Genomic DNA, 18,005 nt, shown 5'->3' with positions numbered 1-18,005 from the left:
AGTTCACTGTATGTCTGGGATGTTGCCTCAGTGAGTCCCCGTATGAACCGAATGTAAAAGGTTTCACTCGGCGTTGACGGGGGTGTCGGCGACCTTTAAGTTGAAATGCAAACGTTCTCGCAAGCTATCGCACAAACGAGGGGAGATTCACTTGGCTGACACTGCCACCGGTGGAACCACAGGTGCACAGAGCATCGACATTAAAGCCCTGGACACGCCTATTGCCTATAAGCTCCTGGTCGGCGCAGCTCAGCCCCGGCCCATCGCATGGGTGTCGACGACGTCCCCGGATGGCGTCGCAAACCTTGCGCCGTTCTCCTTCTTCACTGTGGCATCGCGGGAGCCGGCCACCATGATGATCTCGGTAACTCGTCGGGTCGACGGTGATCCGAAGCATACGCTTGTCAACGCAGAGCAGACGGGGGTGCTCACCATAAACATTCCGGCCCGGGACCACCTCGACGCCGTGCAGATCAGCAGCCAGGAGGTCCCCGGCGAGGTTGACGAGCACGAACTCGCAGGCCTGGCCACCTTGCCCTGCGAGGACATCGATGCTCCGCGCATCGCTGGCGTTGGCATCAGCATGGAATGCGTCTTGGACCGCACTATTGACGTCGGCACCGATGTGATGCTGCTCGCGCGCGTGCTCCGTGTGCACGCCGCCCCCGGTGTGGTGGACGCGAGGTACCGGGTTGACAACTCCCTGCTCCAGCCACTGGCTCGCCTGGCCGGCCCCTGGTTCTCCACTGTTGAGACCGAGATCCCTGCACCTGTGGTGGAGACGCCTGTGCACAAGCCTGCGGGTGCACGATGAGCACCAGGAACGGAAGAGGTCGTTTCAATGGTGTCGCCGCAGTGTCAGGCGACTTAGCGACCGCAGAAAGCTTCCGCGCTGCCCGCCTGGGTGTGGTCCAGATGGAGGCCGCTCCGGGCGAGGAGCAGGCGAATGTCGCTCAGGCGCAGGCCTATGTGGAGCAACTGGCTGCCCAAGGCATCGATCTGATCGTACTGCCGGAGCTGTTCATCACCGGCTACGACCTCAGCTATGACCTTTCCGCTTTGGCAGACCCCCCGAAGGGTCCCCATACCCAGCTGCTCAGCCAGTGGGCCAGACAATACGAAATCATCATTGTCACCGCGCTGCTGGCCAAGACCCACGATGGTGACCTTCTCGACTGGGCCGTCGTCGTCGATGAGACAGGAACTATCACTGGGGCTTCCAAGCAGTACCTCTGGGGCAAGGAGTCTCAGAAGTTCATCACTGAGCCAGGACCCGCCGCACTGGCCCCAACCCGCATCGGCATGGTCGGGGCGGCCATCTGCTACGAAGCCGGCTTTCCTGAAGTAGTTCGGGATCTTGCTCTCCGAGGAGCAGAGATTATTGGTGTCCCGGCGGCCTTTGGGCGGGAGCGGCTCTACGCCTGGGATCTGCTCACGCGCTCTCGTGCACTCGAGAACGGCTGTTTCCTTGCTGCGGCCGGACTCACCGGCACCAATCCAAGCGGGGTGAAATTTGCGGCCCACAGCCGGTTGGTCTCTACCAAGGGTGAGGTGCTGGCTGGACTGGGTGAGAACCCCGGAGTCGCCAGTGCCTCCGTGGACCTCGGCGACATTTCCCGCTCCCGTGGAGCCATTCCCTACCTGAAAGATCTCACATCTCCCGGCCACTACGCACCGGCTGGATATGGGGAGAGGTAGGCCGTGCTGTTACGTCAGGGGAACTGTGGAATCCCTGACCACCAGTTTGGTGGGCAGGGTCACTGGGGATGCGGGCAGGTTGTGGAGGACGGCCAGGAGGATCTCCACGGCCCGTCCGCCCATCCCCTGGAAGGGGCTGGAGACTGTGGTCAGCGGCACCGGCAGCTCCGAGGCGATGGAGATGTCGTTGTAGCCCACCACGCCGATGTCATGTCCCGGGCGCAGCCCCGCTGCCGTCACGGCGCCCATCGCGCCGATCGCAGAGAAGTCGTTCACTGTGAAGATGGCCGTTGGCCGGTCCTCGAGGGCGAGCAGCTGCTCAGCGCCCTGATGCCCCTCCCGGGCGTCGAATCCAGTGTTGACGATGCAGTGCTCGGGGATGTCGATGCCAGCCTCAGCGAGCGCGTCGACGCAGCCCTTCGCACGGTCGTAGGCGGTCGAGGCCCACTGCGCTGCGCCCACGATGCCGATTTGGGTGTGGCCCAGGGCGGCCAGGTGCTTGCCCGCCTGGTAGCCGCCCCCATAGTCGTCCGAGACCACCGAGAGGTATCCCGGACTGCGACGGTTCACCAGCACAAAGGGGACTCGGCGCCGCTCGAGGTACTCCAAGTTGGTGCCGTCGAGATGGGCGTCGCCGAGGATCAGCCCATCCACCCGGCGGCCGATGAGCAGGTTGATGCGTCGCTTCTGAGCCTCCGGATCGTCATGGCTGTTCGCCACGAAGGCGTCGTAGCCGGCCTGGTTCGCCGTGGACTCGATCGCGTCGTAGGCCGCAGAGAGAACGATGTCCGTCAGATGCGGGACCACTACGCCAAGGGCCGAGGAGCGGTTGGTGGTCAGCGATGCTGCGTTCGGGTTGCGGGTGTAGCCCAGATCCTCGGCCAGCGCCGCGATCCGCTGATCGAACTCCCGGGTGCGGGAGGACCCGCCTCCCGAGGAGGCCCGGCGCAGAGCCCTGGACACCGTGGAGATGTGGACCCCCGCAGCGTCTGCCACGTCTCGCAGTGTGACGGGGCGGTCGTAGAAGCCTGTGCCGGTGTGATCGTCGCTTGGCATGCAGGCCATACAACACTGCAAGAAAGACTTTGCGCAAATCATTTGCGCAAACAGTTGAGGACAAGTATCCCTACCAGAAAGGAACGGTCATGACTGACCTGCAAGGCATTGATCTGGTTGAGCTCTTCAAGAAGGAGTTCGAGCTGTGCAACCTCACCGAGGGGGAGCACGTCATCGTTCTCTCCGAGCCCACCAGCCGTCCTGACTACGTCCAGGCGGCATACGGCGCAGCCCGGGCCCTCGGCGGCCTCGTCGCCCAGGTGACCGTGCCCTCCGGCACCCCCGTGCCCGAACCCGCCACCCACACCGGCTCCGGCCCTGGCCTGGAAGCCATCCTGGAGAACAAGGTCGTCCAGGAGGCGCTGAAGGGGGCGGACTTCGTCATCGACGTCACCCACGAGGGGTTCATCCACTCCCCGCTGCAGGTCGAAGTCCTCGACACCGGAACCCGCATCCTCTTCATCTGCGATGCCCCCGACGTGCTCGCCCGCAACCTGCCCAGCAAGGAAGATGCTGAGCGTGTGAAGTGGGGTGCTGACCTCATGAACTCCAAGGAGAGCATGTACGTCACCTCCCCGGCCGGCACGGACTTCGTCGCCTCCTTGGTCGACTGCCACGGCGGCGGCCAGAAGGGCTTCGTCGACAAGCCCGGGCAGTGGGACCACTGGCCCTCCACCATGAACCTCTGCTGGCCCAAGGACTCCAACGGCACCATCGTCCTCGACCAGGGCGACATCCTGCTGCCCTTCAAGGAGTATGTGCACAACAAGGTCACCCTCGAAGTGAAGGACGGTGACATCGTCAGCGTCTCAGGCGGCCACGAAGCTCGCATGCTCGAGCGCTACATGGACGACATCGGCGACCGCTGGTCCCGCTCCCTGTCCCACCAGGGCTGGGGCATCATGCGATCCGCCAACTGGTTCGCCACCGCCATGTACTCCAAGCACGAGATCATGGGTATGGACGCCCGCGCCTTCGCCGGCAACTACCTGTGGTCCACGGGCCCGCACCCCTTCCTGGAGCACGACTCCTTTGCGCACCTCGACATCGTGATGCGCGGAGTCTCCGTGCGCTGCGACGACGTGCAGGTGGTCGACAGCGGGAAGCTGATCCACCAGTGACCAGCACTCACGCACAGGTCCCGGCCGGCGGCGCTGCGTCGTCGCCGGCCGGGACCGCCCGTGGCCTGCTCGCCCAGGACGCCCGCGCCCAGGCCGCGGCGCTGAAAGCAGGCGCTGTCACCCCCGTGGAGCTTGTCTCCGCCGCGCTGGCCCGCATCGACGAGATGGACCCCAGATGCTGGGCCATCAGCTGGCTGCGCTCCGAGCAGGCCCTCGCAGAAGCCGACGCCGCCGACCCCGCCGCGCCCGACGCCGCCCCCTTCGCCGGGGTCCCGATCCTCCTCAAAGACCACCGTGCCCAGGCCGCCGGCCAAGAGACCCGGTACGGCACCACGGCCCTAGCCGATGCCGCCTCAGACTGGGACTCCGGCTCCAACGTCCACGCTGCTCTTGCGGCCCAGGGCTTCATTGTGCTCGGACGCACCACCACCCCTGAGTTCGCCACGCATCTGCTCACCGAATCGGCAGCTACCGGCATCACCCGCAGTCCCTTTCTGCCCGAGAGGGTCTCGGGCGGGTCCAGCGGGGGATCAGCAGCAGCCGTCGCATCCGGCATGGTCGCCGTCGCACACGCCACCGACGGCGGAGGCTCCATCCGTGTTCCCGCCAGCTGCTGCGGCGTCGTCGGCCTCAAACCGTCCCGCGGACGCATCTCCCTCGGCCCCGCGGGGGGAGGGGAGTCCTGGGGCGGGGCCACTGTGGAAGGTGTGCTCACACGTACGGTCGGCGACTCGGCGGCCGTGACGGCGAACATGTCGCGCCGTTTCCCCGGCGACCGCTACCTGGCGCCGGGCGAGCTGCCCGCAGAGCCGCCCGCCGCGCCTGAGAACCTCTGCATCGGGGTGATGAGCTCCGACCCGTACGGCGAGCCATGGCATCCCGAAGTGCTCCGCGTGCTGCGCGAGACTGTCGCCGCGCTCGCTGGCCGGGGGCACGACGTTGTCGACTCCTTCCCTGTAGCCCTCACTGAGGCAGCTGCCTTCAACGAGCGGGTCAGACTCATGATCTCCGTGGACCTTGAACTGCTGGCCCAACGAGTGGAGGCCCGCCTGGGACGGGAGCTGCACGCCCGTGAGATCGCTCCGCGCAACACCGCGCACCGGCACCGTGCACGCAGCACCAGCGCCGCCGACTATCTCGCCGAGAAATACTGGCTGAACGAATGGTCCGGCCGCGTCCAATCCTGGTTCGAGGACGGGTGGGACGTTCTTCTGCTCCCCACCCTCGGAGCTCTCCCCGCATTGGCGGGCGAAGAGAGCGATCTGAAGGACGCCGCCGCCCTCGACGCATCCATGGACCGCAGGCTGGCCGAGATGCGTCCCATGACCAACTTCTTCAACACCAGCGGGCTGCCGGCCATCAGTCTCCCGCTCGGCCAGACAGAAGAGGGGATCCCGATCGGCATGCAGCTCGTCGCGCGGCTGGGAGACGAGGCCACCCTGCTCGGCCTTGCCGCGGAGTTCGAGCAGCACGGGCCGTGGCACCCCGCTCGCCCCTTCGGCTGAGCGGCAGAGGAGAAGCCGGGCCCCATACCAGGAGCACAGACGCGGGTGCGAGCGGTATGGGGCCCTTCTCCCTGCTCTCCCCGCATCAGCTGTTGAGAATCAGTCCCGGTCTGATGCCGTTGGGTGAACGCCGTGTAAAAGCTTCGGGATTCCATTGACCCCCTGATTCCGCTCCTCCTATTCTCAAATGCAAGCGTTTGCTGAAACATTTGCTCCCAGGGTGCGGGAGCACCAAGGGAAGGTCCGGAGATGGAATATGACGTCGTGCTGATCCACGGAGCGTGGACCGGCCCGTGGCTCTGGCAGAAGTTTGCGCCACACCTGACCCGGCAGGGACACCGGGTCCACGCGCTCAGCGTCCCCGGAGTGGGGGAGGAAGAGCCCTTCCCCGGCAGCCTGAACCGGCTCACCGCGCGGATGGAGGAAAAGCTCGGTGAGACTGAAGGCCCCTACATCTTCGTCGGCCACGGCGAAGGCGGAATTGTAGCGACTGAGCTGGCGGAGCGGCTCGCCGAGCAGACCGCCGGCGTCGTCTTCATCGGCGGCATCATGCTCCCGCACGGCTACTCGTTCGCAGACATCCGCAGGGACCTCCAGCTCTTCGGGTCCAACAGCTTCTGGGGCCACCTCACCTTCTTCGACGGACGCCGCTCCAGCATGCTCCCCGCCGATGCTGCTCCCTCCCTGCTGTTCCACCGCGCCGAGCCCGCCGATGCCCAGCGCGCCGCCCAGCTGCTGCGGCCCCAGAGCGAGGCCCTCCGTGACATCAAGCCGGCCTGGACCGCCTACCGGTTCGGGAAGCTGCCCCGCCTCTTTGTGGAGACGCTCGGAGACCGTGCCATCCCTCTCGCCGCACAGCGCCGCATGCAGCAGCTCATTCCTGGGGCCGAGGCGGTGAGCCTCGACGCCGACCACTGCCCCATGCTCTCCATGCCGGAGGAGCTGGCCGAGGCAGCAGGCAGCTTCGCCGCCCGCTGCGCTTCGTCACCATCTGCGCCAGCGGCCGAAGCCTCAGCGCTGCACATGGAGCAGCTCTCGTGAGCGGCCAGGACGCAGTCCTCCTGCACGGGGCATGGACCGGCGCCTGGGTGTGGGGGCCCACAGCCGCACGTCTGCGACAGGCTGGGCACCGTCCCCACGCGTTGGCTCTGCCAGGCACAGGACCGCGGGCTGACATGGGCGCCGAGCTGAGCGACGCCGTCGACCATGTGCTGCGGTTCCTCGAACGGCTGCCCGGCCCGTCGCTGCTGGTGGCCCACGGCAGCGCCGGCCCCATCGCCGCAGCAGTGGGGGAGAGGGCCCCGCACCTGGTGCGCGGCACGGCCTACGTCGCGGGACTGATGCTCCCGGCCCGCATCAGCTACGCCAGGCTCGGACGAATCACCGGCTACGACCCCACCTTCGGCGGAGCGGGATGCCTCGCAGCAGCGCACGACCACCGGGCCAGCGAGCTCACCAGCGACGCCGCGTGGGAGATGCTCCTGCACGATGTCCGGCCGGAGGACGCCTGCCCTGCCATTCTGCAGATGGGGCCGCAGTCCGAAGCGGTGCGGCTCGGCATCGCCGACTGGACCCTCACCCGGTTCGAAAGTGTGCCGCGGCTCTACGTGGAGACCACGCACGACCGGTGCATACCGCTGCACGCTCAGCGGCGGATGCAGCAAGCGGCTCCCGGAGCAGAGACAGCCTCCCTCCCCACCGGCCACCTGCCGATGCTCGCCGCGCCCCGGCTTCTGGTGGAGCACCTTCTCGACTTCGCACGGTCCCTCCACCCTGCATCGACGCCCGCTAGGCTCGCAGTGTGACTCGTACGGCTGCCGTGATCCTCGCCGCCGGGCAGGGCAGACGGATCGGCGGGGTGTCCAAACCGCTGCTGCGCCGGCACGGGCGAACCCTTGCCGGCCTTGCGCTGCAGGCGGCCGTCGAGGCTGGCACGGAGCCTGTGCTGCTGCTCGGGCACCGGTCCGATGAGGTCAGGGCCGCCCTCGATGCCGAGGAGCCGGGTCTGGTGCGGCAGACCCGCATCGTTGAGCTTCCGGCAGGCCAGATGGCCGACTCCTTCCGCGCCGGCGTCGAACAGGCTGTGAGACTCGGCGCTGACCAAGCGGTGCTCACGCTCGTGGATCAGCCTGCGATCGGGACGAAGGCGCTCCACGCGGTGCTCAAGGCCCACCAGCCCGGACAGATCACCCGAGGCAGCCTCCACGGCCGTCCCACCCACCCCGTTCTCATGGAGCTGGGCGATGCGCAGGCGGCCGCGGCGCTCGCCGTCGGGGATGAGGGCGCCCGCAGGCACCTCAGGCAGAACCAGCATCGCACCCGACTCGTCTCCCTGGACGGAATGGCGGAGGACTGGGACATCGACACCCCCGAGGACGCGGAGCGGCTCAGCTCACACTGACAGGTTCGTGCTCTCGTACTTCTCCGCTCCGGGGCCGCGTACGCTGGTGGCCTGTGAACGAAGCATCTTCGGCGCCGGCTGCTGAGCGGCGCACCTCCCTTCCCGGCAACATGATCCGCGGCGCTCTCATCGGCGTCGTCGAAACCGTCCCCGGGGTCTCCGGCGGGACCGTGGCCCTGGTGGTCGGGATCTACCACCAGCTCATCCGCTCCGCCTCCGCGCTCGTCTCCGCGGCTCGCAGCCTCATCACTGGGCCCACTGCCGGCGACGACGCCGCCACGCGCGGCGCAGCGGCCAGGACCCACCTGCAGGAGGTCGACTGGCAGATCATCGTCCCGGTCCTCATCGGCATGCCGATCGGCCTGTTCTCCGCAGTCCAACTGCTCAGCCCCGCCATCGAGAACCACCCCGAGCTGACTCGGGCCGCGTTCTTCGGCATGGTGCTCGCCTCCCTGGCAGTGCCTCTGCGGATGGCCGGAAAGCTCGCGCCCAAGCACTGGATCGCCGGGCTCGCCGCGGCAGCCCTCACCTGGTTCCTCGTCTCCCTGCCGCCCACCGTCACGGAGCCTGCCTGGTGGGTGATCCTGCCCGCGGCCGCCGTCGCTGTCTCTGCGCTGCTGCTGCCCGGGCTCTCCGGATCATTCCTGCTGCTGACCTTCGGGCTCTACGAGCCCACGATGGCCGCAGCCCGCGACTTCGACCTCGGCTACCTCGGCATCTTTGCCCTCGGCATGCTTCTGGGCGTGGTCAGCATCGTCAAAGGCTTGAAATGGCTGCTGGAGAACCACCACACCATCACGATGGCCGTTCTCGCCGGCGTCATGCTCGGAGCGCTGCGGACCCTCTGGCCCTGGCAGACCGACGGCCGCGACCTCCTCGTCCCCGCCGAGAACCTCCCCGCAGCCCTGGGGCTGGGCGCCGCCGGGTTCGCCGTCGTGGTCCTCCTGGTCATCATCGACGCCCGGCTGGCGAAGAAGCCGGAGCGGGAATTCAGTGCGGATTGACCGCGCACGAAGGTCAATGTGAGAGCGAGACTGCGCCCTGCCGCCCGGTGAAGACGTCGTGAACGTGGCAGAATCAGTCAAATGGCCCCCCGTCTGACCGGATTTCCTGAACGACACATCGCCCACGACGGCGAGAAGACCATGCTCGAGACCATCGGCTGCGAGTCGCTGGAGGAGCTGGTGGACGCCGCGGTCCCCGCAAACATCCGGCAGGAGGAGGCCCTGAGCCTCCCGCCCGCCCGGCATGAGCACCAGGTCCTCGCCCAGCTGCGCGCCTACGCCGCGAAGAACCAGGTGAAGACCACCATGATCGGCCAGGGCTTCTACGGCACCCGCACCCCGGCGGTCATCATGCGCAGCGTCCTGGAGAACCCGGCCTGGTACACCGCCTACACCCCCTACCAGCCGGAGATCAGCCAGGGCCGTCTGGAGGCGCTGCTGAACTTCCAGACGATGGTCTCGGACCTCACGGGCCTGGACATCGCCAACGCGTCCCTGCTGGACGAGGCCTCCGCCGTCGCTGAGGCGATCCTGCTGATGCGCAGGGGCAACAAGAAGCGCACGGACGCCCCCGTGGTGGTCGACGCCGATATCTTCCCGCAGACCCGCGCCGTCATCGCCGGCCGCGCCGAGGCTGTGGGAATCGAGCTGAAATTCGCCGACCTCGCCGCAGACGGGCTGCCCGAGGGCGACATCTGCGGGCTGGTGCTGCAGCAGCCCGCCTCCTCGGGGCGCGTCTGCGATCACTCCGAGCTCATCGCCGAGGCCAAGGAGCGCGGGGCGCTGGTCACCGTCGCTGCGGACCTGCTGGCCTGCACCCTCATCACCCCTCCCGGGGAGCAGGGCGCCGACATCGCCGTCGGCTCCGCCCAGCGCCTCGGAGTGCCCCTGTTCTTCGGCGGCCCGCACGCCGCGTTCATCGCCGTGAAGGAGGGCCTGCAGCGGCAGCTGCCCGGACGCCTCGTGGGCGTCTCCGTGGACGCGGAGGACCGGCCCGCCTACCGGCTGGCCCTGCAGACCCGCGAGCAGCACATCCGCCGGCAGAAGGCCACCTCCAACATCTGCACCGCCCAGGCCCTGCTGGCCGTGGCCGCGGGGATGTACGGGGTCTACCACGGCCCGGACGGGCTGAAGGAGATCGCCGAGCGGATCCACCTCCAGGCCCGGGCCGTCGGTGAGTCGCTGACCGCCTCCGGCCGGGAGCTGGTCAGCACATCCTTCTTCGACACCGTCCAGTTCCGCACCGCTGACGCCGCTGAGGCAGACCGGATGGTGGCCCGCACAGCCGACCTCGGCATCAACATCCGCCGGGCGGGGGAGACCACCCTGAGCATCAGCGTGGACGAGACCACCACCACCCGGGACCTTTACCTGCTGGCCTACGGCATCGGCCTGGTCGCCAAGCCGAGCGCGGCCGCGGAGCTGTATGACGACGTCGTGATCGAGGGCGACTACGCCTTCGGAGACGAGCTGGTCCGCACCAGCGAGTTCATGACGCACCCGATCTTCCACACTGTGCGCACCGAGACCCAGATGATGCGGTATCTGCGCCGCCTGGCCGACCGGGACCTCGCCCTGGACCGCACCATGATCCCGCTGGGCTCCTGCACTATGAAGCTCAACGCCGCAGCAGAGATGGCACCGATCAGCTGGCCCGAGTTCGCGAACATCCACCCCTACGCGCCCCAGGACCAGACCGAGGGCTGGCGGGAGCTGATCGCTGACCTGGAGTCCAAGCTCGCCGAGATCACCGGCTACGCGGAGGTCTCCGTGCAGCCCAACGCCGGCTCCCAGGGGGAGTACGCCGGGCTATACGCCATCCGCCAGTACCACCTGGCCAACGGGGACCAGGACCGGGACATCTGCCTGATCCCCGCCTCGGCGCACGGCACCAACGCGGCCTCCGCGGTCCTCGCCGGGCTCCAGGTGGCCGTGGTCGCCACCGCCGAGGACGGCACCATCGACCTGGAGGACCTCGACGCGAAGATCGCCGAGAATGAGGGCCGGATCGCCGGGATCATGATCACCTACCCCTCCACGCACGGGGTCTTCGAGACCGAGGTGGGGGATGTCTGCGCCAAGGTGCACGACGCCGGCGGGCAGGTCTACATCGACGGCGCCAACCTCAACGCCTTGGTGGGCCTGGCCAAGCCGGGCGCCTTCGGCGGCGATGTCAGCCACCTCAATCTCCACAAGACCTTCTGCATCCCGCATGGCGGCGGAGGCCCCGGCGTCGGGCCCGTTGCCGTGGCGGACCACCTGCGGAGGTTCCTGCCGACCACCACGGTGGGCACCGACGAGTACGACGCCGCCGGCGCCCTGCGCACCGGTGCGCCGCTGACCGCCTCTCCGTACGGCTCCGCCGGGGTGCTGCCGATCAGCTGGGCCTACATCGCCCTGATGGGCGCGGACGGGCTCACCTCCGCCACCGAGCACGCCCTGCTGAGCGCCAACTACATCGCCGCGCGGCTCGCCGAGCACTACCCGACCCTCTACACCGGGGCAGCCCCCGAGGGCCGGGACCAGGGTCTGGTGGCCCACGAGTGCATCCTGGACCTGCGCCAGCTCACCAAGGACTCCGGCATCACCGCAGAGGATGTCTGCAAGCGGCTCATCGACTACGGCTTCCACGCTCCCACCCTCGCGTTCCCGGTGGCCGGGACCCTGATGGTGGAGCCCACCGAGTCCGAGGACCTGGAGGAGATCAACCGGTTCATCGAGGCGATGATCACCATCCGCGGCGAGATCCAGGCGGTCATCGACGAGGAGATCGCCGCGGAGGACTCCCCGCTGCGGCATGCCCCTCACCCCGCCGATGTTGTCGTCGCTGATGAGTGGGAGCGGGCCTACACCCGTGAGGAGGCCGCGTTCCCGGTGGCGGACCTGCGTCAGGACAAGTACTTCCCGCCGGTGGGCCGCATCGACAACGCCCACGGCGACCGCAACCTGGTGTGCGCCTGCCCGCCGCCCGAAGCATTCGCCGGCTGAACGAGCACGGCAGAACTGAGGAGTCAGATGACTGAGCTGAAGCAGAGCCCCCTGGCCGCCGAGCATGAGGCCCTCGGGGCCTCCTTCACCGGGTTCGGCGGATGGGAGATGCCGCTGAAGTACTCCTCCGAGCTCGCCGAGCACCGGGCCGTCCGCGAGGCTGCCGGGCTCTTCGACCTCTCCCACATGGGAGAGGTGCGCGTGGTGGGGCCGGACGCCGCAGCGTTCCTGAACACTGCGCTGGTCTCTGACCTGGGCAAGGTGGTTTCCGGGAAGGCGAAGTACACGCTCATGGTGACCCCCGCCGGCGGGGTCATCGATGACCTCATCGTCTACCGGATCGAGGAGGCCGAGTACCTCCTGATCCCCAACGCTTCCAACCGGGAGCGCGTCGTCGCTGAGCTGGAGGAGCGGGCGGCCGGGTTCGACGTCGAGGTCTGGGATGAGACGGAGGGCATCAGCCTGATTGCCGTGCAGGGCCCCAAGGCGGAGGAGATCATCTCCTCCGCGGTCCGGTTGGATGAGACCTACCTGGTGGAGGGCCTGAAGTACTACGCCCACACCACGGTGACCATCGGTGGGGACGAGATTCTGCTGGCCCGCACCGGGTACACCGGGGAGGACGGGTTCGAGCTGTACCTGCCGTATGACAAGGCGGGCGCGCTGTGGCGTGCGCTGCTGGAGCGGGGCTCGGAGTTCGGGCTGGCGCCCTGTGGGCTCTCCGCCAGGGACTCGCTGCGCCTGGAGGCGGGAATGCCGCTGTACGGGCACGAGCTGTCCGAGGGCCGCCTGCCTCAGGAGGCCGGCCTGCCGGTGGTCTCCTATTCTAAGCCGGAGGCCTTTGTGGGCCGTGAGGCGCTGGAGCGGGCCCGCGAGGCTGGTCTGGGTAAGACCACGGGTCAGCGGCTGGTGGGCCTGAAGGCGGCCGGCAAGCGTGCCGCCCGTGCGGGGTCCGCGGTGCTCGACGACGCGAGGAACGTGATCGGCGAGGTCACCTCGGGCGCTCCGAGTCCGACCCTGGGCCACGCGATCGCCCTCGCCTACATCGACGTCGCCCACACGGAGCCGGCCACGGCGCTGAAGGTGGACGTTCGTGGCAAGCCCCAGGACTTCGAGGTCACCAAGCCGCCGTTCTATCACCGCTGAGAGAAGCACTGCACTTAGGTCCAATGGTGGGTGCGCAGAAGCAGTATTACCCTCCGAGGGTTGGATCGATCTTCCTTGGAAGGATAGTTATGGGCCACGTTGCAAATGTCTTGATGACTTCTGCTGCTCTTACGGCTGCTTCAGGTGAACCACTGGGCTTGGGCAGCCTCCTGTGTGACAGTCGTTGCTGCCTTCTGTTCTGAAGAATGAGGGGAGCGTGACAGCGACTCGAGAGCAGGTTTCTGAGCCCCGGCTTCAGCTCCTCCTGACCGGTGGGTTGACCGCTTTCGCGTTTTTGACGCAGCGGCGGCTGCCGCCCAGGGAGGTTTCAGCAATCCGCAGCTAACCCTGTCTGTGTATGCCTTATGGGGCGTATTCATAGGGGCCATGTGGTGGAACTTGGATAGGGCCTGTTGGTTTTCTCTCGGAGGCGCTGCTCTTGTCTTGGGCGCGGTCGGTTCATGGCCGCTCCTATGGATCCTTGTGCTGCTGGGATTGGCGTTGATCGCGGCACGCCAGTCCGGGACAGCGGCCAGCGCATATTTGGGATGTGTTCTCTGCTTAGGCGCATTCTGGATAAGTACGTCGGGCGCGGACTTCTCGTCATTGTTGTCATATGGCGGTGCCATTGGCATTCCCGCCTTATTGGCATATGGGACTGGGCGAGCTTTTCATCGCAGCAGTTCCAAGAGGAGCAGGGCCGAGGCTTCGTTGAAGGAGTTCCAGCGCCGCCAGGGATTCGTGCTCTCAGAGCAGGGGCAAGTGGTTACGTCCTGAAAGATGCCTCGAAACAAGAGGTGCTTGACGCGGTGAGGGCGGTCGCTGATGGCTCAGTCTGTCTCTCGCCAGAGGTTGCTCGAGGATTGATGTTGGAGGTGGTCAATGATTCTCATGAAGTCACGGCTTCTCTCAAAGAAGCGGAGAACGTCGTCCCCGCAGACTTGCCGCCGCGGGAGGAAGAAACCCTCGCGTTGGTGGCCAAAGGATTGAGCAACAGCGAAATCGCGAACGCGATGGTTATTACGGAAAGAACGGCCAAAGCTCATGTCGGGAGCCTCTGCCGCAAGTTCCTCGTCCGCGACCGCACGCAACTGGTCATCCGTGCTGCGGAATTGGGATTGGTGGAGCTCGAGTTAAGCGAGTAAACCGCTTCCGCCGACATTGAATTCTTCTTATAGGACTGAGAAGGAGAAGACAAGAGCTGGCGCTCCTATTAAGCCGCACCCCAGCGCCAGCCACTCAACCACCCGGGTCCGTTGCTCCCACTGGACTCCGAGGTATAAAAGTGAAAGCCCTGCGGAAAGTGATACACCTCCTACAACTGTGTATACGTCAAAACCGCTTGAGAGTATAAAAATACTGGAAAAACCGAGTGATAGTCCGAGGCCGAGGGGGCCGTGGATCCTGCTACGACGTTATACCATCGCACTGGCTGATCTTTTTTGGCCTCCATAGAGTTCACCTTTCGACAGGGGTCAGCAACCCATTACGCCGCCAACTCCGATCATGGCGCTAGTGACGACCCCAGCAGCACCCGCGACGGCAACCGCCTTAAGAAGTCTGCTGTCTGGGAATAACAATTCATATTGTCCGATGGGTCAGATTTCTGCCCACTCGGGCAATCAGTCGAGAGAGGGGTCGACGAGGCCGAGCTGGGTGCTGCGGATGAGCAGCTGGACCCGGTCCCGGACCTCGAGGCGCTGCATGAGTCGGCCCATGTAGACCTTGACGGTCGCCTCGGACACGGACATCTGCGTGGCGATCTCTGCGTTGGAGGAGCCTCGGGCGAGCAGCTGCAGGCCCTCGAGCTCCCGCTCGGGGATGTGCGGGGCCTCTCTGAACCGGGTGAGGGCTGAGGCCACCTGCGCAGGTTCGTTCTTCACCGAGACCATCAGCTGATGCGCCACCGCCGGGGAGAACGGGGCCAGGCCATCATGCACCTGCCGGATCGCTGAGATGATCTCCGCGGGCTCCGCATCCTTCACGATGTAGCCGCCCGCCCCAGCACGCAGGGCCGGGATCACGTACCGCTCCGTGGAGAACGTGGTCACCGCCAGCACAGCGGTCGCCGGGCACTTCTCCCGGATCTGCCGCGTCGCCTCAATGCCTCCGATGCCGGGCATATGCAGATCCATGACGACGACGTCGGGCCCCAGCTCATCGCAGCTGGCCACCGCGGTCTCGCCGTCGCGGGCCTCACCCAGGCATTCCAAGCCGGGAGAGGAGTCCACATAGGTGCGCAGGGCTGTGGACATCACCGGATGGTCGTCTGCGATGAGCACACCTACGGTCCGGCCCGCCGCCGGTGTGTCAGTGTGTTCATCGGATACGGTCATGGTGGCAATCCTAGGCGGTTCAGCCGCACATTCCCTGGACCTCCCCTGGGCGCGGTCGCACTTACAGCGAACATTCAGAGAGTGCCCAGAACGGTGAATAGAGTGGAGGCCATGCCATCGTCCCCCAGCGGCTCCACCAAGACCCGCCCCAGCGTCTTCGAGGAGTTCGAGACCGGCAGCTTCTGGTCCTGCAGACAGCTGAACAAGTGGATGCTGGTCATCGTGACCCTGGGGGCCGGCATCGCTCTGGGTGCGGACATTATTATCGAGCTGTTCTCCGTGGACGAGGACGGCTTCCCCGTGGAGCTGGCGCTGGTGGGGGCGCTGTCCATCGCCTGCGTTCTGCTGCTGTGGATCTGCGTGACCTACGCGGCCGCGGCGGCCGCCTTTGTGCTTCTCCTCGCCCTGTTCGTCGAGGGCACGGTGCTGGGGGTTCTCGTGGCCTTGCTGATCACCGGGCTCACGGCACAGACCTCCACTAAGAAATTCCGCCGCGGGACCCTGGCAGTGATGCTTCTGTGGTCGGTGCTGCTCGGCGTCGTCACGGATGAGGGACTGCTCGGCCTGGGAGTCGGCGCGGCGGTGGCCGCAGGTGTGCTGTGCGCCTACGGCCTCGGCGACGCCTTCCGGCGCGCCACCAACGCGAGCCTGCAGTCCCGCCGGGACCTGGAGGAGGCGGAGCAGCGCCACCGCGAGTCGGTCTCGGCGGAGCGGAAGTCGATCGCCCAGGACCTGCACGACGTGGTCGCCCACGACATCACCATCATCGCCATGCAGTCCCGCGCCGCCCAGCTGGAGGACACCCCCAAGGCCTACCAGGACGCCGTGAGCGTGATCGGGGACGCCTCCCGGGCTGCGCTCAAGGACATGCGGCGGGTGCTCACTCTCCTCAACCCCGAGCGGGGTCAGGCCCTGGAGAGACAGAACGGGCAGTCCCATGCCTCTGCCTCAGAGCTCGACGTCCGCCGTGGACTGGATCTGTTCACCGAACGGCTCGAATCCCTCGGCCTCACCGTGGAGAAGCAGGTGACCGGAGACATCGGCAGCCTCTCCCGCTCCGTCGGGGCGGCCCTGTACCGGATACTGCAGGAATGCACGACCAACGCAGCCAAGTACGCCGATGAGGCCACTGCGGTCCGGCTGGAGCTGACGGTGGCCGAGGAAGTCAGCCTCGAGGTCATCAACCCGGTGGGGACAGGCCGCCGCGCCAAGCACTGGTCCAGCTCTGGGGCCGGCCTCATCGGGGTGCGTGACCGGGCTGCCGCCTTCGGGGGCTCCACCACGTACGGCATCGACCGCGATGGTTCCTGGAGGATCAGCATCACGGGGATGAAATCCGCCTGAAGGGCGCGGCTCACACGACGTTGAAGCCGATGTGAAGTTGTAGACGAAAGTGGACTGGTGGGGCGGCCCTCCGGGCGGAAAAATCTCCTAAGTGCACCGCAGTAACGGTGCGATGCACATATCAGGTGGGAAGGGAGCACTCGCTGGGCTCTGGTGCAACGGCGCCGGCGGGCCCGCTCATCCGACCTGGGGCCCGGGCGGCACTCTTCGCTGCCCGGGCCCTCCTGAGTCTGCTGCGTCGGCGCAAAGGGGCCGAGCGGCCCCCACGCCTGGAGCTCTACTCGGACTCTTCGGCAGGGTCGATGACGTAGGCCATGGTTTGGGCGAGCCAGCGGCTCAGGCCCATGAGCACACCGGCCGGGAAGCCGATGATCGGGATCAGCATGGGCACCAGCCCGCTCGCTCCGGCCAGCAGGATCACAGGGCCGTACAGCAGGCCCACCAGCACCCAGCCGAGGACATGCACCAGCGGGTTGAGCTGGTGACGCAGCAGCCAGCCCACCAGCAGGGTGCCGGGGACGCCCACCACCACAGCGGCTCCGCCGATATAGGGGATCAGCGGAGCCAGGAACTCCATGTCCCAATCGAGGTCGAGCCACTCGGGCAGCAGCCCGGCGCCCAGCAGCAGCACGCCCATCAGCAGGGTGGGCGCCAGCCAGGCCAGCAGCCATGCGGTCCACGACAGGCGGAGATGCGGCCGGGGACCGGTCTGCTTCTTGGGCCGACGCCGTCCAGCGGTGCGTTCCGGGGCGGGGGTCGTCATACGCGTTCGCTCGCTTTCTGCTCGCTCAGCCTGTGTGTCCGAGGTGTGCCAGCGCCTGCGCCACCAGCTTCTCCCGGCCGCCCACGAACTCCATCTGAGTCTGGGAGTCCAAGACCTGGTCCGGGGTCAGCCAGGACACCTCAAGGGCATCCTGGCGCGGGGAGCATTCGCCGTTGACCGGCACCACATAGGCCAGGGAGACGGCGTGCTGGCGGTCGTCGACCAGGCCGGTCTCGCTCGGGTACGGGAAGTACTCGCCCACAGTGAACGGGGTGGGGGAGGCGGGGATCTGCGGCAGGGCCAGAGACCCCAGGTCCTTCTCAATGTGACGGATCAGCGCTGCCCGGACGGTCTCCCGGTACATCACCCGGCCGGAGACCACAGACCGATAGAACCGGCCCTCGTCGTCGGCGGTGTAGAGCAGGCCCACCTCGGTCACGTAGCCGAGGGAGTCCAACCGCACCGGGACAGCCTCCACGTAGACGATGGGAAGGCGCTGACGGGCGAAGTCGAGGTCATCCTCAGAGAGCCAGCCGGGGTTCGGGTCAGGTGTCCGCACGCTCATACAGGGATTCTCCCAGAGTAATGCTCCTGAGACGTGCAGGCCGGCGCTTCTGCCGCCGGCCGGGAGCTGCGCGGCCGC

At 66.9% G+C, this 18,005-nt stretch carries 16 protein-coding genes; 12 read left to right on the top strand and 4 right to left on the bottom strand.

Going from position 1 to position 18,005, the window contains the following annotated elements; translation table 11 throughout:
• Positions 1-151 precede the first annotated feature (151 nt).
• Positions 152-814 carry a flavin reductase family protein gene (locus FWJ47_RS11330; protein WP_170228572.1) on the top strand — a complete coding sequence of 221 codons (663 nt, stop codon included), beginning with the start codon at positions 152-154 and terminating at the stop codon, positions 812-814.
• A gap of 41 nt (positions 815-855) precedes the next feature.
• Positions 856-1,698: a carbon-nitrogen hydrolase family protein gene (locus FWJ47_RS11325; RefSeq protein ID WP_170228571.1), complete on the top strand. Its 843-nt coding sequence runs from the start codon at positions 856-858 to the stop codon at positions 1,696-1,698.
• 9 nt (positions 1,699-1,707) lie between these two features.
• On the opposite strand, the gene FWJ47_RS11320 is transcribed toward FWJ47_RS11325, so the two are convergent.
• A complete protein-coding gene (locus FWJ47_RS11320) occupies positions 1,708-2,754 on the bottom strand; it encodes a LacI family DNA-binding transcriptional regulator (protein WP_147108323.1) in 1,047 nt (348 codons plus the stop codon).
• An 89-nt stretch (positions 2,755-2,843) separates the two neighbouring features.
• Between FWJ47_RS11320 and FWJ47_RS11315 the strand changes: the two genes are divergently transcribed.
• From FWJ47_RS11315 to FWJ47_RS12100, 9 genes are all read left to right on the top strand, one after another.
• Positions 2,844-3,875: a 2,5-dihydroxypyridine 5,6-dioxygenase NicX family protein gene (locus FWJ47_RS11315; protein ID WP_147108320.1), complete on the top strand. Its 1,032-nt coding sequence runs from the start codon at positions 2,844-2,846 to the stop codon at positions 3,873-3,875.
• Entirely contained in the window at positions 3,872-5,380 is a 1,509-nt protein-coding gene (locus FWJ47_RS11310) for an amidase (RefSeq protein ID WP_147108317.1), read from the top strand. Before FWJ47_RS11315 ends, FWJ47_RS11310 begins: the two co-directional genes overlap by 4 nt.
• Before the next feature lie 249 nt (positions 5,381-5,629).
• On the top strand, positions 5,630-6,421 hold the full coding sequence (locus FWJ47_RS11305) for an alpha/beta fold hydrolase (RefSeq protein ID WP_147108314.1): 792 nt from the start codon (positions 5,630-5,632) through the stop codon (positions 6,419-6,421).
• Positions 6,418-7,185, top strand: coding sequence for an alpha/beta fold hydrolase (locus FWJ47_RS11300; protein WP_170228570.1), 768 nt, complete (start codon positions 6,418-6,420; stop codon positions 7,183-7,185). Before FWJ47_RS11305 ends, FWJ47_RS11300 begins: the two co-directional genes overlap by 4 nt.
• A complete protein-coding gene (locus tag FWJ47_RS11295; RefSeq protein ID WP_147108308.1) occupies positions 7,182-7,781 on the top strand; it encodes a nucleotidyltransferase family protein in 600 nt (199 codons plus the stop codon). The genes FWJ47_RS11300 and FWJ47_RS11295 overlap by 4 nt, the downstream gene beginning before the upstream one ends.
• Positions 7,782-7,834: 53 nt before the next feature.
• Positions 7,835-8,785 (top strand): DUF368 domain-containing protein, encoded by a 951-nt coding sequence (locus FWJ47_RS11290; protein WP_246126285.1) that lies wholly within the window; start codon positions 7,835-7,837, stop codon positions 8,783-8,785.
• Positions 8,786-8,866: 81 nt separating this feature from the next.
• Positions 8,867-11,773, top strand: coding sequence for an aminomethyl-transferring glycine dehydrogenase (gene gcvP / locus FWJ47_RS11285; RefSeq protein WP_147108305.1), 2,907 nt, complete (start codon positions 8,867-8,869; stop codon positions 11,771-11,773).
• A 27-nt stretch (positions 11,774-11,800) separates the two neighbouring features.
• Positions 11,801-12,919 (top strand): glycine cleavage system aminomethyltransferase GcvT, encoded by a 1,119-nt coding sequence (gcvT, locus tag FWJ47_RS11280; RefSeq protein ID WP_147108302.1) that lies wholly within the window; start codon positions 11,801-11,803, stop codon positions 12,917-12,919.
• A gap of 875 nt (positions 12,920-13,794) precedes the next feature.
• On the top strand, positions 13,795-14,064 hold the full coding sequence (locus FWJ47_RS12100) for a response regulator transcription factor (RefSeq protein WP_170228569.1): 270 nt from the start codon (positions 13,795-13,797) through the stop codon (positions 14,062-14,064).
• 477 nt (positions 14,065-14,541) lie between these two features.
• On the opposite strand, the gene FWJ47_RS11270 is transcribed toward FWJ47_RS12100, so the two are convergent.
• The gene (locus FWJ47_RS11270) at positions 14,542-15,255 is read right to left on the bottom strand and encodes a response regulator (RefSeq protein WP_147108296.1); all 714 of its coding nucleotides are present in this window, start codon (positions 15,253-15,255) and stop codon (positions 14,542-14,544) included.
• A gap of 111 nt (positions 15,256-15,366) precedes the next feature.
• On the opposite strand from FWJ47_RS11270, the gene FWJ47_RS11265 reads away from it, so the two are divergent.
• Positions 15,367-16,599, top strand: a complete 1,233-nt coding sequence (locus FWJ47_RS11265; RefSeq protein ID WP_170228568.1) for a sensor histidine kinase — start codon at positions 15,367-15,369, stop codon at positions 16,597-16,599.
• A gap of 277 nt (positions 16,600-16,876) precedes the next feature.
• On the opposite strand, the gene FWJ47_RS11260 is transcribed toward FWJ47_RS11265, so the two are convergent.
• Both FWJ47_RS11260 and FWJ47_RS11255 read right to left on the bottom strand, forming a co-directional pair.
• Positions 16,877-17,362 (bottom strand): hypothetical protein, encoded by a 486-nt coding sequence (locus FWJ47_RS11260; protein ID WP_147108290.1) that lies wholly within the window; start codon positions 17,360-17,362, stop codon positions 16,877-16,879.
• Positions 17,363-17,387: 25 nt separating this feature from the next.
• Positions 17,388-17,927: an NUDIX hydrolase family protein gene (locus FWJ47_RS11255; protein WP_147108288.1), complete on the bottom strand. Its 540-nt coding sequence runs from the start codon at positions 17,925-17,927 to the stop codon at positions 17,388-17,390.
• Positions 17,928-18,005: the final 78 nt, after the last annotated feature.

The sequence above is a fragment of the Nesterenkonia populi genome (genome assembly GCF_007994735.1).
Classification (GTDB): Bacteria; Actinomycetota; Actinomycetes; order Actinomycetales; family Micrococcaceae; genus Nesterenkonia; species Nesterenkonia populi.
This window is presented reverse-complemented; position numbering and strand designations above follow the sequence as displayed.